Here is a 14078-nt window from a genome sequence, read left to right as displayed (position 1 = left end):
GTTCCTGTGGCCAGTCTATTCCAATTTGGTCGTTGAATTCATAATTTATTCTCTTACTTAACATTGAATTCACTGAAATGAGCAAACCAACTGCATCACTTTTCATTGCCAAGGCAGCCACAGTACTGGCTTTAATGCTCACCGCCGGAGCTCAGGCCGCCAAACCTGCTGCTGGCACAGAGACTGTCGCTGGAATGGCTTGGGTGGCGAGCTGGCAGGCCAGTCCGCAGCCGGTCTGGGGGCCAGATTTCTTGTTTCCCGCTAACATCCCTGCCGAACTGCGCGACCAGACCGTACGCCAAGTGACGCGTGTGAGCCTGGGTGGAGGACGCTTGCGTATCGTACTGTCCAACGCGTATGGCCGGGAGTCCATTGTCGTGGGCAAGGCTACTGTGGCACGTCCTACCCAAGGCTGGAAGAATGGCGCAGTGAGTAGCGACAGCCTGCGTTCTGTGACATTTGGCGGCCAGGACAAGGCCACTATCCTGCCCGGTGCCTCTCTGGTGAGTGACCCAGTGGATTTACCGGTGTCTGCGCTGGCGCAGGTAGCTGTCAGTCTCTATCTACCGAAGGCCACGCCAGTCACCACCTTTCATTGGGATGGACGACAGACGGGCTGGATCGTGGCAGGCGACCAGACTGGTGCATCTACACTGCGCATGGTCGATGATGCCTATCAGCGCACGACAGCCCGTCCGCTACTGACGGGAGTTCAGGTTGAGACGGCCCAAGCAGCGCGTGCAGTCGTGGTGATGGGTGACTCCATCACCGATGGCGCCACGGCCAGCCTTGACAAGGACAGTCGCTGGCCGGACTTCCTGGCACGGCGCTTGGCCCCCCATGGTGTGGCCGTGGTCAACGCCGGTATTTCCGGTGCTCGGTTGCTGAGCGACGGTATGGGCGTCAATGCGTTGGCACGACTGGAGCGTGACGTGCTGACACAACCTGGCGTGCGTAGCCTCATCGTGATGTTGGGCATCAACGACATCTCCTGGCCGGGCACCGCCTTTGCGCGAGACGCGCAACGCCCCACGCTGAACACTTTGACGGCGGGCTACCGCCAACTGATCGAGCAGGTACGCAGCCGGGGCATCCGTGTCATTGGTACGACACTCACACCGTTCGAAGGGGCGTTACCCAATACGCCACTGGCTGATTACTATCACCCCGATAAGGATGCGATACGCCGACAGGTGAACGATTGGATACGACATAGCGGGGTCTTCGATGCGGTCATCGACTTTGATGCGGTTCTACGTGATCCGATGCATCCTGCGCGCATCGCTGCCCGTTTCGATTCGGGCGATCGGCTACACCCCGGTGATGAAGGCAACCGTGCAATGGCCGATGCCGTTGATCTGAATGCGATCTTCCCGGCCTTGTTGCCCGGCCTTGGCGTAAAACCCGCCACGCTACTTTCACAGGAGCCTTGAGTCACGTTGCTAAGTCCGTCGAGCTTACCCGTTTGTGATCGGCTGTTCGCACAATATTGCTTGCGAATCTGCACCCAGGCTGCGTCCGACGAATCGATAGCTGGCATGGGTAGTGGAGAACTTGATTGGGCAAGCTAGTTGCGACTGACTCTGCTGGCCGGTTGGTACCTGTACTACCCAGCCTCGGGCTTGTGCATGAGGTTGCTGGCGGGCTTCATCGAAGGTCAGTACGGGTTCGACACAGGCATCCAATTGGTTGAATACGCTATGCCAATGCTCCAGAGTATGTTGACGGAACGCAGTACGGAGCTGGTGTTTGATATGTGCCTGTACGTTGGGGTCCGGTGACAGGCTGTGTTGGGCAATATCCGGTAAGACGAGTGCTGTCGCCAGTTGCTGCATGAACTGTGGTTCCAAGCTGCCGACGGCCAGCCAGCGATGATCAGCTGTCTGGTAATAATCGTAAAAGCTGCCGCCATTCAACATGTCTGATTCCAGGTGGGGTTGCTGGTTGGCAGCCAAGGCCCCGGCACCTGCCAGTGCGTTCAGGGCAAAGGCACAGTCGGTCATGCTGATGTCGATGTGTTGGCCCTCACCGGTCTGGTTGCGATGATTGACTGCTGCCAAAATGCCGATCACGGCGTGTAACGAGCCACCCGCTACATCGGCCAGCTGTACACCCAATGGCAACGGGCCGCTCTGCTGGCGGCCGGTGTAACTGGCGATACCGCTGAGGGCCAGATAATTGATGTCATGCCCTGCTCGATCTTTGAGCGGGCCGGTTTGCCCATAACCGGTGATGGAGCAATAGATCAGTCGGGGATTGATTGCCCGTAATGCCTCGTAGCCCAGCCCCAATCGTGCCATGACGCCTGGCCGGAACTGTTCGACCAAGATGTCATATTCAGCAAGCAAGCGGTGAATCAAGGGCAGTACTTCGTCGCTTTTCAAGTCCAGCGCCAGGGAGCGCTTGTTTCGGTTCAAATAGGCATTGGCTGTGGTATCGCCATCGGCATGCGGGGGTAGAATCCTGGCCAGGTCAGGTCGGGTTGGCGATTCGATCCGCAGCACATCAGCCCCCAGGTCGGCCAGCATCAGCGTGGCATAGGGGCCAGGTAGCAGGGTGGAAAAATCGAGTACTTTCAGATTGCTTAACGGGCCGGGCATGGTGTTTCCAGTTCGTTTTATGTAAGGCAAAGCCTGATAAGAGCCTATTCAATGTCCTATACATGACTATGATCAGCGGGGCTTGGGCAACTCAACACTTCATGTATCACACATGCATGCTGGTATTTGCGCCGTGGTTTTACCCCGCTGGTAGCGGCTCATGACAGGTCTTGAACAGGTTTCAAGGCATCACAAGTCTGCCCGGCCAATCGGTCAATCTGCCAGATTGGCAAACAGGGCGGTAGATAGATACCGCTCGCCGAATGAGGGGATGACCACCACAATCAGCTTGCCGGCATTTTCCGGGCGTTTGGCAACTTGCAAAGCCGACCACACTGCTGCACCAGAGCTGATACCGACCAACAGGCCCTCTTCACGCGCCACACGGCGGGCAGTGTCAAATGCGTCGTCGTTTTTCACCCGGATGATTTCGTCGTAAATGCTGGTGTTCAACACCTGTGGCACAAAACCGGCGCCAATACCTTGAATCGGGTGTGGGCCTTTCTGGCCGCCGGACAGGATCGGGCTAGCATCGGGCTCAACCGCAATACATTGGAATGACGGTTTGCGCGCCTTGATGACTTCGCCCACGCCTGTGATGGTGCCACCAGTCCCAATGCCGGAGACCAGAATATCCACTTGGCCGTCGGTATCGCGCCAGATTTCCTCCGCGGTAGTCTTGCGGTGTACTTCCGGATTGGCCGGGTTGTTGAACTGTTGCGGCATGAAATAGGTGGCCGGATCACCGGCTGCAATTTCCTCTGCCTTCCGGATTGCACCCCCCATGCCGTCCGGGCCGGGGGTCAGTACCAGCTCGGCCCCGTAGGCACGCAACAACATGCGGCGTTCCTTGGACATGGTTTCCGGCATGGTCAGAATACAGCGATAACCGCGCGCCGCGCAGACCATGGCCAGCGCGATCCCCGTGTTGCCGCTGGTCGGCTCCACGATGACTGTGCCGGACTTGATCAGGCCGGCTGCTTCGGCTGCATCGATCATCGCTGCACCGATACGGTCTTTTACGCTGTGTGCTGGATTGAAGAATTCCAGCTTGGCGGCAATGGTCGCCACGCAGCCATCGGTAACGCGATTCAGCTTGACCAGCGGGGTGTTGCCAATCAGTTCGGTGACATTGTTTGCAATACGCATGGCAGGTGTCCTGATAAGGTTGATTCAACCCCGCAAATGTAGTGCTTTTCGCCTGTGTTGATAACCTGCCACCTTAGAACTGTTGGCTAAATGCATATGCCCGAATGTGCACTTGCTGATTGATCTGGTTGGCTGAGTCAGGCCAATCCATTGGCCCGGCCGATGATTTCTTTCATGATTTCGCTGGTGCCGGCAAAAATGCGCTGGATGCGGGCGTTGAGGTACATCTTGCTGATTGGGTATTCCATCATATAGCCCCAACCACCATGTAGCTGCACGCATTGGTCGACAACCCGGCCCAGTAGCTCTGTAGTGAACAGTTTCGCCTCAGCCGCGATATCATCCCGCAGGCGGCCGGTGTTGTGATCCATAACACAACGGTCCACAAAGACTTGACCCACGTCGATCTCTGTCTTCATCTCAGCCATCTTGAAGCGGGTGTTCTGGAATTTGGCTATCTCCCGCCCAAATGCCTTGCGTTCCAACACGTATTCCCGTGTGGTCTGCCAGGCAGCTTGAGCACCGGCAATCGCCGAACAGGCTAATGCCAGTCGCTCTCTCCCCAGCATCTGCATCAGGTAGTAAAAGCCCTGGCCCGGTACACCCAGAATATTGGTTTTGGGGACGCGTACATTGTCGAAGAACAGTTCGGCGGTATCTTGTGAGTGCATGCCCATCTTCTTCAATCGTTGGCCCCGCACAAAGCCGGGCATGCCTTCTTCGACCACCATCAAGGTCATACTGTGCGGATTGGTGGGATCAGTCTTGGCAGCCACGATGACCAAATCCGCCAGAATGCCATTGGAGATGAAGGTCTTCGAACCATTCAATATCCACACATCGTCTTGCTCGATAGCTTGTGTCCGCATGCCGGCCAGATCGGACCCAGCGTGTGGCTCGGTCATGGCAACGGCCAGAATCCGCTCACCACTTACCAGACTAGGCATCCAACGCTGCTTTTGCGCTTCATTACCAAAAGTATCGATATAGGGGGCACACAAGGTGGAATGCAACGGCATCATGAAGCCGGCCTCGTTGATATAGGCCAGTTCCTCACTGATGATCTGATCATAACGAAAATCACGGCAGCCGGCGCCGCCATATTGGGGATCGGCGAAAGGGACCAGATAACCTGCATCGCCAGCCTTGCGCCATACTTCGCGTGACACCATGCCATCATGTTCCCACTGTGTCTGGAACGGGATGACTTCACGGGTCAGGAATGCCTTGAATGAATCACGAAAGATCGTGTGTTCCTGCTCGAAATGCTGACGTTCCATCATGATGGTGTCCTTTATTGTTGGTGTGCGTAACGGCGCGGTTGACGGCTAGCTTAGAAAACGCCTTCCTGCCACTCAATGACGGGAACACTCATCTGCATTGGCAAGAAGCACCAAGGTCGATAGGATGCAGCACCATGGAGCCACGCAAGCACACCATTCCCGTCAAGTTTGTCGATGCCGCCCTGCGCGGGGCACGTCGACAGGCTGTTGATATCGATGCCGTTCTGCAGTCTGCCGGCATTGCACCTGATTTGCTGGCAGCAGCTTCGGCACGGGTATCAACCGAGCAATACACCGCTTTGATGCAGGCGCTGTGGCAGCAGATGGCAGACGAGTTTGTCGGATTCTGCCCGCATGGCCGCTGCAAAATGGGTACATTTGCGATGATGTGTTACACCGCGATTCATTGCGGCACGCTGAAGCGGGCATTGTCGCGTGGTATGCGGTTCTATGGGTTGGTGACGGAGGCGTTTTCCATCGCGCTGACGCAGGATGATCAAGAGGCCACCATTACCTTTACCAATCATCAACTGGATGATCCGGACCACTTTCTGACGGAGTGCTGGCTGGTGATCTGGCATGGTTTGGCATGTTGGCTGACTGGTCGGCGTATCCAGTTGACCCATGCCAGCTTTACTTACCCGGAGCCAGGGCACATCGACGAATATCGGCGCATGTTCTACGCCCGTTCCATGCAGTTCAATGCTGCGACAACCAGTATCCGATTCCCAGTCAATGCATTGTCGCTACCGATCATCCAAAACGAGGTGACACTGAAGCAGTTTCTGAAAACCTCACCAGCCGATCTGCTGGTGCGGCCCAAGAACGACGATAGCCTGAACGGTCAGATCCGCGCCATGTTGCGCAAGCTGCATGACTACCCGGAATTCGAACACATCGCTGCTCAGCTCAACATGACCCCACAAACCTTGCGCCGGCGGCTAAAGGAAGAGGGAACTAGCTATCAGCAGATCAAGGACAACTTACGGCGTGATGCCGCAATCTACTACCTGTCCCGCCCTGAAATCGGCCTGGACGACATTGCGACCGAACTTGGCTTCTCCGAGCCCTCTGCTTTTCATCGTGCTTTCAAGAAATGGACAGGTGTGACGCCGGGGATCTATCGGCAGGAACACGTGAAATAGTGGTGTGTACCACAAAAATAAAACACCCTGACCATAGGCCAGGGTGTTGGAGCCGTGATCGTGTCTGACGTTAGTTGAAAACGCCTGACTGCTCGAAACGGATCATCAAGCTTTGCGCCGGCGTGCGGCAAGCAGGCCTGCCATGCCGATTCCGATCAGGCCGACAGTCATGGGGACAGGTACCTGTACTGTTGGGTTGCGGCTGTATTCGATCAGATAGCCATTCAACTGGCCCGGGTTACCTGGGCCACCATGGTCATTCCAAGCACCGTTACCAGACCACGCAAATTGCAGAAAGTCTTCACCACCGCAGCAGTTGTTTGGTTCACCAGCGGACCAATTGCTATAGCTGGTGGTCGTGCCTCGATTCCAGAAGACGGTACCTGCCTCGGGGCCGGTTACCCATTTCCAGACACCTTCGTCGTTTTCACTGGTCGCATCCCATTCATCGGAACCGCCGATCCAGGCCAAACCCGTGCCAACACTGCTGAAGATGAAATTCTGCTCTTCAGCGGAGATGATGGTAGCCAGATAGCCTGTCATGCCAAGATAGGTGGAAGCCGCTGCGTTGTTCTTGGCGGTTTCCCAGTTAACCGGTGCGGAAACGAATTCGTACCAATGACCATTTGCGCCAGCACCTGTGGTCCATTGAATGGGGGCAGCAGATGCGTTCGCCGCAAAGGTGGCGGCAATAATGGCAAATGCAAGTGACAGTTTGTGCATTTTGTTTTCCCTGATGTGTTGAGGCAGATAAGTCGTGGGTGGATATAAAGCAAAACGCATGCCTGTTGATGGATAGAATCACTATCGCACGCCACGTGCACCCAGCAGGGTTGGCCCATGTCACTTTACACGGTGGACGTAAAGTGAAGTTTAAAAACAATGGGTTGTGCGGTTTGTCTGTTGTGGTGATCTTTTTTGTAAAAATTCGAATATCTAAATAAAACATTATTCGATTGATGACATGAATCCTTGGATGGTTGGGATGATTTGTTAAAAAATCCGACACTTCGGCTAATCTCATACAGCAGTTGTTGTGGTTGCTTTGATGGTGTTGCTTCATCAGGATTGATCCTGATTGGTATGGCGCCGGAGTGCTGTGACGATTCACCTTGCTGCTAGCTGAGCATGGAGCGCCTGAAAGGGCAATGCTAACATCCGGCTGTTATCCACTCCTTATTGTCGTTGCATGCAGATTGGGCGCCATATTTGACGCGGCCAAATGCCAGACGGCCACAACACTATGCCCAAACTTGATGTCGCTATTCTCACTGATGCTCGCTTCATCAGCCCTGAATCAGACAACCCGTACAACTGTCAGATTTTCCTGGAAGAAGCCTGGGTAGCCCATTATCTGCGTCAACAGGGGTTGACCGTTGCCCGTGTAGCATGGGACCAACCAGATTTTGACTGGTCGAATGTGCGGGCGGCTGTGTTTCGCAGTACGTGGGATTATTTCGATCGTTTTGCCGAATTTGAGCCTTGGCTGGATCGGGTCGCGACTCAGACCTTGCTGGTGAATCGCTATGACCTGATCCGCTGGAACATGGATAAACACTATCTGCGTGATTTGGCAGAGCAAGGCGTTGATATTGTGCCGACCCGGTTTGTGGAAAAAGGCAATACGTTGGATCTGGCCGAGATGTTGCGCACATTCATGTGGACTGAAGCAGTGATCAAGCCAGCTATATCAGGTGGTGCCCGACTGACGTTCCGTGTCAATATTGAGAATGTGGCAGAGCATCAAGCCATTCTGAATGATTGCCTTAAAAGCGAAGCAATGATGATTCAACCTTTTGTCCCGGCGGTGCTGGAGCAAGGTGAGTTGTCGCTGATGGTGTTCGACGGTCGTTTCACCCATGCCATTCGTAAAACACCCAAAGCAGGGGATTTCAGGGTACAGGATGATCATGGTGGGGTGGTACACCCATTTTTCCCATCCCCGGATGAAATCGCATTTGCTGAACGTGCCGTGGCTGCATGCCCTGTCGTACCCAATTATGCGCGTGTGGATATTGTTCATCACCAAGGCAAGTTGCGCATCATGGAGCTTGAATTGCTGGAGCCTGAACTATTCTTCAGATTTTGTCCGCCAGCCGCTGAGCGGTTGGCGCTGTCGATCAAACATGTTATCAGCCGATGACAGCAGGTTTGGCATTGTGGGTGTTGTTTGGTGCACTGCTGCATGCCAGCTGGAATACGCTGATCAAAGGTGGGCAGGATAAACTGATGGATACGCTGCTGGTGGCATTGGGCAGCATGTTGATCGGTATGTTATGCCTACCATTTCTACCACTGCCGGCTCCGGCGGCCTGGCCATATCTGCTGGGGTCGGTGCTGGTACATGTCGCGTATTTCTATCTGATCATCCACGCCTATAAGGTAGGGGATCTCAGCGTGGTTTACCCGTTGATGCGAGGTGGCGCGCCATTGTTGACGGCGATCATCGCTGTGTGTTGGTTGGGTGAATCTGTTACAACTGGATCATTGGGCGGTATTGGTTTGCTTTGTAGTGGTATCTTGTTGCTGGCGGGCAATCATTGGCACAGTGGGGCGGATCGTCGAGCAATTGGTTTTGGGCTGACCAATGCGGTCGTCGTGGTAAGTTATACGTTATTTGATGGTTTGGGCGCGCGCCAATCAGGCCATGCTCTCAGTTATACCATGTGGTTGTTTGCGTTGAATGCACTGCCGTTGTTGTTATGGGCTTGCTGGAAGCGTGGCGGCGATAGCGTTGTCGCGGGCATACGGCAAGGCTATCGGCGGATGATGATTGGTGGCGCCTGTTCAGTCGGTGCTTATGGCATCACATTGTGGGCGATGACGCAAGCACCAATTGCGCTGGTCGCGACACTGCGTGAGACTGCAGTATTATTTGCCGCATTGTTTGGTGCCTTGTTGCTGCGTGAGCGATTGGGTCTCTGGCGCATCCTGGCTGCCCTGGCCGTCTGCAGCGGTGCCATGTTGATCAAGCTGGGTTGAGTGATGGCAGAAACGGGATTCAGAGGCCCGTGAATCTCGCCTGAAGACTGGCTAGGTAAGCGGGTGCCTCATTGGTGTTTTCCAAAGGCGCCCAGGCTGGTCGTTCGGCAGTCGTTGGCTGGGCATAGGGCCCGGCCTTGGCTTCAAAGAAGATGGACCCTGACTCCAGCCCAACCAGTGTGTGAAAGGTGCCAGGTGGCAGGTTGACCGCGACATTGTCACCACCGGCTTGCATGACAACTTGTTGGGTGACATTACCATCCTGATCAAATATCAACACCCCAATCTTGCCCCGAAGAATGATGATCGATTCTTCTTTGGTTGGGCTGATATGGCAGTGTGGTGGAATATAGGAACCAGGTTCGATCGCAATCATCAGTCGATGACAGGCATCCTCATTGTGCTGATGAAAGTTGCGATTCAGGCGTAACCGAGGCGTGGTGGCGGCTTGTGCGGCCAGTTGGTTCATGGCCAGTTGGTCGATGAAAACAGCATTGCTCATGAAGATGAATCATCCAAGTACAAAAGCACGAGCTTAAACCAGTGCGTGGGGATTGCCCAGTATGCGGCTATCGCACTCTGCAAGGACCCAACGGATTGGTAAGGGTAAAAGTGCTGGGAATCGCAGGCAAAAAAAAGCGCGAAGAATAAACTTCGCGCTGCAATCTACAAAGGAGAAATAGAGGAGAAACTATCAAGAACTAAAGCTGTGCGCTTGATAATTAGAATTATCTAATATTTTAATTAACTTGTCAACATATCTTGTTGCCTCGCACAACATGTGGGGGACATGCCGTTAAAACAAGCAGATAACTCAACCGTACACAGGTATAATTCCCGACGCTTGGAATGTAGACAGTTGAATGTTCGAATGCCATGCGTGTTTTTACCAGGAAATCAATCATATACGGATAATTTGACGTATATGTGCGAATGCCGAAGTCGATCTCCGCTAATCAGGATGTTTCATGTACTTGCCCGATCCCCGACAGTTCCCTCGTGTTGACCCGAAGAATCCTTTCATCCGCCAGGTAATGCGGGTGCTGACCGCCAGTGATGGAGCCGAGCGCGGTGATGCGAATCAGGTATTGCAGGCTTTGCTGCGTGATACGCTGAACAGCGATGATGACAGCCTACTTGAAGCCGGTTTGCAAAATGCACCTAGCCAGGAAGCTTACAAATACCTGTGGGGTGAACTACGGGAAGTCTTGGAGCAGCCGCCGGAATCGGGCCAACGTGTTGTATTGTTCGCCATTCCATTGCTATTGGTGGCTGCGGCCAGCAAGGGACAGGCACAGGTTATACCCACATTGAAGGACATGGCGCCGCTGGTCGGGATATTGCAACAGCATGGTGTTCTGGCCGAAACTGGCGAGCTGAGTCTCTCGCCCAAATTGGTTGACCTGACTACCTTGCAAGCGTGGCGAGCCAACCAGCAATGGCGCTGGATAGCCAATTTACAGGATGCGGCTCGCGGGCTACCGGTGGCATGGCAGGAAACGCCATTTGTTGCTGCCAGTGAGGCCGTACATCTACGTTTCATTGTTGGTGCCATCATGCACCAAGCAGGGCAACCTAGCCCCGTACGAATGAGTGCGGATGCCACGCAGTGGGGGATGGTGCTGTCACAGCAGATCAGCGAGCAGCTCAAGCAGGATGGCCTGTCTTTACTGGCTATTCCACGTGGCCCGCAGCCTTTGCTGCAGGCTGCGCACAGTGGCCGTTTTGCCCGTCTGGAGGCTGGTTTGCAACTGTTTGCCAGCGGGATGATCCGAAAATTGCGTCAGGCTGGCGAAACACCTGTGGCGGTCATTGCCTCGCATGAGCGCAACGAAGTGCGTATCACTGTTTCGGCCAAGGAAAATTCAGAACGTTGGGAAGGTTATGTCTGGCCTTTGCACCCACTGGATTCGGTTGAACTAATTCACGACAATGCAGCGGCATTGTTCCGCGAATGCCGGGTGGACGACATTCGCGTGTTACCTGACGTTCAGGCTGATATGCGGGATGCGCTGCCATTGTTTTTGAAAGCGCACGATACCTTGCCCAATACTTAAATGGTTTCATTGAGCCAAGGTTGCGGGTTTGGCAGCAAACAATGAGTGCCAAAGTGATCGACAATATGCTGCATGACATGATCTTTTTGTGCTGGAGTGAACGCAGCCAAAGCATCCGAAACCGGGGTGCTTTGGTAACCCAGATCATGTGTAGCAAGCAGCGTTGATTCAACACAGGCGTGAAGTGCGAAGCCGGCGCTGAGCAAGGTTTGAATGCCATGATGGTGTAGAAAGGCATCAAGCTTGGAGCTCGCAAATGCGCTGGCACCAGTACGGCTGTTAGTCACAAACTCTCCGTCCTTTGGTGTACGGGTGGCATGAAATCCGCACTGCCACCGACAAACGTACCTACTTTAGGTATGGCATTACGTAATCCAAGGCTTCCCTTACTCTGTTCGGGTCGGGGTGTCCGGCTTGAAAGTGGAGCCCAATGTGAATCACATGGATATGGTGTTGGCGGGCCAAGCCGAGCAGTTTCTCGCTGTTGGCAATATCCCCAAAAACTGAACCTCCTTCTGCATCAAATGTCGTAACTTGCCGTTCGGCGCCAACCATTCACGTTGATATTCAATGAGAATCAGCGCGGTACCGACAAGGTGGTTCAGCAATCGTGGTTGGTGTGTCTTGCTTGCCTCGCTACATGGTCTGCAAATACTTCCTTTGCAGCAAGCAGCGTGTTCAACCGCGCCGGGAGCCCGGCATAGATAGCTGTCTGCATCAATATTTCCACAATTTCCGCTTGAATTAACCTGACGTTCAATCCTGCATGCAGGTGCACATTCAATGGAGGGGTTGCATGCCCCAGTGCAGCCAATATACCGGGACTAAACACAGCCCCGAATTTCGATGAGAAATGGTCTATATGGCATGGCAATTTGGCCTGGGGGGCGAAGTACGTTGCTGTGAAGATTGAATGACCAAGTATGATTCAGTAGGCACGCTCATTGATCGAGACGTGTCATTGCCTCAAGTCTGGGAGATAGCAGGGAGATAAAATGAGAAAACTGATTATTTCGCTCTATGGGCTTTTGTCAGCCGCATACTCGTGGTCCGCCAACGAAATCACGTTACCTGAAGGGAGCCGCCCTGCCGGATTGGCTGCTGGCAAGGATGGTGGCATGTATGTCAGTAGTGCCAGCCTGGGCGCCATCTATCGGGTTATGCCTGGTAGTGCCAAGGGGGATGTGTTCATGACCGCGTCTTCATTGGGGGCCAGTGCAACCCTGGGTTTGGGGGTAGATGAACGTGCGCAACTGCTTTGGGCATGTACGATTACCGGCGATCTGGTAAAGCCGACTGGTTCTGCACTTAAGGCGATTGACCTGCCAGATGGCCGCGTCAAGGCCAGTTATGACCTACCGACAGGCTCTGTTTGCAATGATCTTACCATTGGTCGTGATGGTACGGTCTATTTGACCGATTCAGCCCAGTCTATGTTGTTGCGCTTGCGTAAAGGGGAGGACCGGGTTGGCGTGTGGTTGAAAGATGATCGTTTCCGTGTCGATGGGGCCGGCGTGGCCACAATTACCGATGGACGAGGTACCAATGGGATTACGGTGGACGGCATGGGAGCGATCATGGTGTTGGTATCCGCACCTGGGCGGCTCTTCAGGGTGCCGGTTCGGTGGGACGGTTCCGCTGGCATGCCGTTGGAGGTCAAGTTGAATCGACCGCTGGTGCAGGCAGATGGGTTGAGGTTGTGGAGCAAGCGTCGTTTACTGGTGGTTGAGGCGGATGGCGGGTTGGCTCGTATCGATTGGGTTGGCGAAACCGGCAGGGTGCAGACACTGGCTGAAAGTGTTGGTCGACCAAGTGCTGTGGTTGTCAGAAATGGCAAGGCCTATGTCACACATGCCAAGTCAGCCTCTGTGGTGACTGATACGTCAGTGGGCGAGCGTCCCCAAGGTAATGCAGGGGTTACTATGTTCGATTTACCCAAGAACTGAACGGTTGCCCCTGCGCCTATTTGTATGGGTGTCATGATCCGAATCTCGTTTTGCTACACTGAACGAGATCGCTCAATCAACTGGGAGTGGCATGTTACGTGTGGTGTTGTGCTGTTTGCTTGCGGCATGGGGGCAAGCCTGGGCAGTGTCGCCGTGGGTTGGTTTTGGCGTTAACAAGCCTCCTTATGTATTTGAAAGTACCCGTTCAGGCTTGGAGGTGGAAATCGTGTTGGCCGCATTCAAGGCGGCAGGCATCGAAGCACGCCCGCTGTTTGTGCCGCAAAATCGCTTGCATGTACAACTGGGTGCGGGGCAGATTGATGCCATTGCGACGACTTCTGAACAAAGTGGCGTCAACGCATTTTATTCCGATGTGTATCTGATTTATCACAATTACGCAGTCAGTCTGGCCAGTAACAAGTTGGTCATCAATCGTGTTGAAGACCTTGGCCGTTATTCGGTGACGGCATTTCAACGCGCAGCATCAATTCTTGGGCCGCGCTTTCGAGATGCGATCGCCAAGTGCCCCAGCTATACCGAACAAGCCCAGCAGCGCACGCGCAATCTATTGCTATACCTTGGTCGGGTGGATGTCATGGTGGGTGACAAGCGTATCTTCAATTACTTCAAGCATGATGTGGCAAGTCAGGTCGATACCGCTCAGCCGGTCGTCTTTCACAATATTTTCCCGCCAACAGGGTATAAGGTAGGTTTCAAGACCAAGGCCCTACGAGATGCATTCAACCAAGGTCTGGCGCAGATTCGGGAGGATGGTACCTATGCCATGATTGAAAAGCGTTACGATGACTACTGAGTTTGCATCAAACCATACCCAGCATGGGGTTTTTACTGATATGATGTAGCAAACTTACAAATATAATGGCCGTCAAGCCGAAGTAATCAGAAATAAAACTAC

12 protein-coding genes and 1 pseudogene are annotated in these 14078 nt (G+C 53.9%); 7 read left to right on the top strand and 6 right to left on the bottom strand.

Going from position 1 to position 14078, the window contains the following annotated elements:
* Positions 1 to 77 precede the first annotated feature (77 nt).
* Positions 78 to 1433, top strand: coding sequence for an SGNH/GDSL hydrolase family protein (locus FFS57_RS09755; protein WP_137937596.1), 1356 nt, complete (start codon positions 78 to 80; stop codon positions 1431 to 1433).
* A gap of 24 nt (positions 1434 to 1457) precedes the next feature.
* Here FFS57_RS09755 and FFS57_RS09750 read toward each other — a convergent pair whose 3' ends face one another.
* The 3 genes from FFS57_RS09750 to FFS57_RS09740 all read right to left on the bottom strand — a co-directional run bounded on the left by FFS57_RS09750 (position 1458) and on the right by FFS57_RS09740 (position 5029).
* On the bottom strand, positions 1458 to 2600 hold the full coding sequence (locus FFS57_RS09750; protein ID WP_137937595.1) for a CaiB/BaiF CoA transferase family protein: 1143 nt from the start codon (positions 2598 to 2600) through the stop codon (positions 1458 to 1460).
* Between the two features lie 213 nt (positions 2601 to 2813).
* On the bottom strand, positions 2814 to 3749 hold the full coding sequence (gene cysK / locus FFS57_RS09745) for a cysteine synthase A (RefSeq protein WP_137937594.1): 936 nt from the start codon (positions 3747 to 3749) through the stop codon (positions 2814 to 2816).
* 137 nt (positions 3750 to 3886) lie between these two features.
* Positions 3887 to 5029 carry an acyl-CoA dehydrogenase family protein gene (locus FFS57_RS09740; protein WP_137937622.1) on the bottom strand — a complete coding sequence of 381 codons (1143 nt, stop codon included), beginning with the start codon at positions 5027 to 5029 and terminating at the stop codon, positions 3887 to 3889.
* Positions 5030 to 5166: 137 nt separating this feature from the next.
* Here FFS57_RS09740 and FFS57_RS09735 point away from each other — a divergent pair, with 137 nt between their 5' ends.
* Positions 5167 to 6177 carry an AraC family transcriptional regulator gene (locus tag FFS57_RS09735; RefSeq protein ID WP_137937593.1) on the top strand — a complete coding sequence of 337 codons (1011 nt, stop codon included), beginning with the start codon at positions 5167 to 5169 and terminating at the stop codon, positions 6175 to 6177.
* A 105-nt stretch (positions 6178 to 6282) separates the two neighbouring features.
* Here FFS57_RS09735 and FFS57_RS09730 read toward each other — a convergent pair whose 3' ends face one another.
* On the bottom strand, positions 6283 to 6900 hold the full coding sequence (locus FFS57_RS09730) for a lectin-like protein (protein ID WP_171013797.1): 618 nt from the start codon (positions 6898 to 6900) through the stop codon (positions 6283 to 6285).
* A 520-nt stretch (positions 6901 to 7420) separates the two neighbouring features.
* Between FFS57_RS09730 and FFS57_RS09725 the strand changes: the two genes are divergently transcribed.
* On the top strand, positions 7421 to 8320 hold the full coding sequence (locus FFS57_RS09725) for an ATP-grasp domain-containing protein (RefSeq protein ID WP_137937591.1): 900 nt from the start codon (positions 7421 to 7423) through the stop codon (positions 8318 to 8320).
* The gene (locus tag FFS57_RS09720; protein WP_137937590.1) at positions 8317 to 9159 is read left to right on the top strand and encodes an EamA family transporter; all 843 of its coding nucleotides are present in this window, start codon (positions 8317 to 8319) and stop codon (positions 9157 to 9159) included. Before FFS57_RS09725 ends, FFS57_RS09720 begins: the two co-directional genes overlap by 4 nt.
* Before the next feature lie 19 nt (positions 9160 to 9178).
* On the opposite strand, the gene FFS57_RS09715 is transcribed toward FFS57_RS09720, so the two are convergent.
* Positions 9179 to 9661 (bottom strand): WbuC family cupin fold metalloprotein, encoded by a 483-nt coding sequence (locus FFS57_RS09715; RefSeq protein ID WP_249383957.1) that lies wholly within the window; start codon positions 9659 to 9661, stop codon positions 9179 to 9181.
* A 466-nt stretch (positions 9662 to 10127) separates the two neighbouring features.
* Here FFS57_RS09715 and FFS57_RS09710 point away from each other — a divergent pair, with 466 nt between their 5' ends.
* On the top strand, positions 10128 to 11216 hold the full coding sequence (locus FFS57_RS09710; RefSeq protein WP_137937589.1) for a hypothetical protein: 1089 nt from the start codon (positions 10128 to 10130) through the stop codon (positions 11214 to 11216).
* Here FFS57_RS09710 and FFS57_RS09705 read toward each other — a convergent pair.
* A pseudogene (locus FFS57_RS09705) lies at positions 11213 to 11533 on the bottom strand (isochorismatase family protein); the annotation flags it as partial. The gene FFS57_RS09710 and the pseudogene FFS57_RS09705 overlap by 4 nt on opposite strands.
* A gap of 678 nt (positions 11534 to 12211) precedes the next feature.
* On the opposite strand from FFS57_RS09705, the gene FFS57_RS09700 reads away from it, so the two are divergent.
* Both FFS57_RS09700 and FFS57_RS09695 read left to right on the top strand, forming a co-directional pair.
* Positions 12212 to 13162, top strand: coding sequence for an NHL repeat-containing protein (locus FFS57_RS09700; protein ID WP_137937587.1), 951 nt, complete (start codon positions 12212 to 12214; stop codon positions 13160 to 13162).
* 91 nt (positions 13163 to 13253) lie between these two features.
* A complete protein-coding gene (locus FFS57_RS09695) occupies positions 13254 to 13976 on the top strand; it encodes a substrate-binding periplasmic protein (RefSeq protein WP_137937586.1) in 723 nt (240 codons plus the stop codon).
* The last annotated feature ends 102 nt before the right edge of the window (positions 13977 to 14078 follow it).

Source organism: Chitinivorax sp. B (genome assembly GCF_005503445.1).
In the GTDB taxonomy this organism is placed as follows: Bacteria; Pseudomonadota; Gammaproteobacteria; order Burkholderiales; family SCOH01; genus Chitinivorax.
The sequence above is the reverse complement of the archived record's forward strand: the minus strand, read 5'-3'. Positions and strand labels throughout refer to the sequence as shown.

Coding starts and splice junctions, on each gene's coding strand:
- FFS57_RS09720 (WP_137937590.1), top strand. CDS start 8,317: ATGACAGCAGGTTTGGCATTGTGGGTGTTGTTTGGTGCACTGCTGCAT.
- FFS57_RS09725 (WP_137937591.1), top strand. CDS start 7,421: ATGCCCAAACTTGATGTCGCTATTCTCACTGATGCTCGCTTCATCAGC.
- FFS57_RS09735 (WP_137937593.1), top strand. CDS start 5,167: ATGGAGCCACGCAAGCACACCATTCCCGTCAAGTTTGTCGATGCCGCC.
- FFS57_RS09730 (WP_171013797.1), bottom strand. CDS start 6,900: ATGCACAAACTGTCACTTGCATTTGCCATTATTGCCGCCACCTTTGCG.
- FFS57_RS09710 (WP_137937589.1), top strand. CDS start 10,128: ATGTACTTGCCCGATCCCCGACAGTTCCCTCGTGTTGACCCGAAGAAT.
- FFS57_RS09715 (WP_249383957.1), bottom strand. CDS start 9,661: ATGAGCAATGCTGTTTTCATCGACCAACTGGCCATGAACCAACTGGCC.
- FFS57_RS09700 (WP_137937587.1), top strand. CDS start 12,212: ATGAGAAAACTGATTATTTCGCTCTATGGGCTTTTGTCAGCCGCATAC.
- FFS57_RS09695 (WP_137937586.1), top strand. CDS start 13,254: ATGTTACGTGTGGTGTTGTGCTGTTTGCTTGCGGCATGGGGGCAAGCC.
- FFS57_RS09740 (WP_137937622.1), bottom strand. CDS start 5,029: ATGGAACGTCAGCATTTCGAGCAGGAACACACGATCTTTCGTGATTCA.
- cysK (WP_137937594.1), bottom strand. CDS start 3,749: ATGCGTATTGCAAACAATGTCACCGAACTGATTGGCAACACCCCGCTG.
- FFS57_RS09755 (WP_137937596.1), top strand. CDS start 78: ATGAGCAAACCAACTGCATCACTTTTCATTGCCAAGGCAGCCACAGTA.
- FFS57_RS09750 (WP_137937595.1), bottom strand. CDS start 2,600: ATGCCCGGCCCGTTAAGCAATCTGAAAGTACTCGATTTTTCCACCCTG.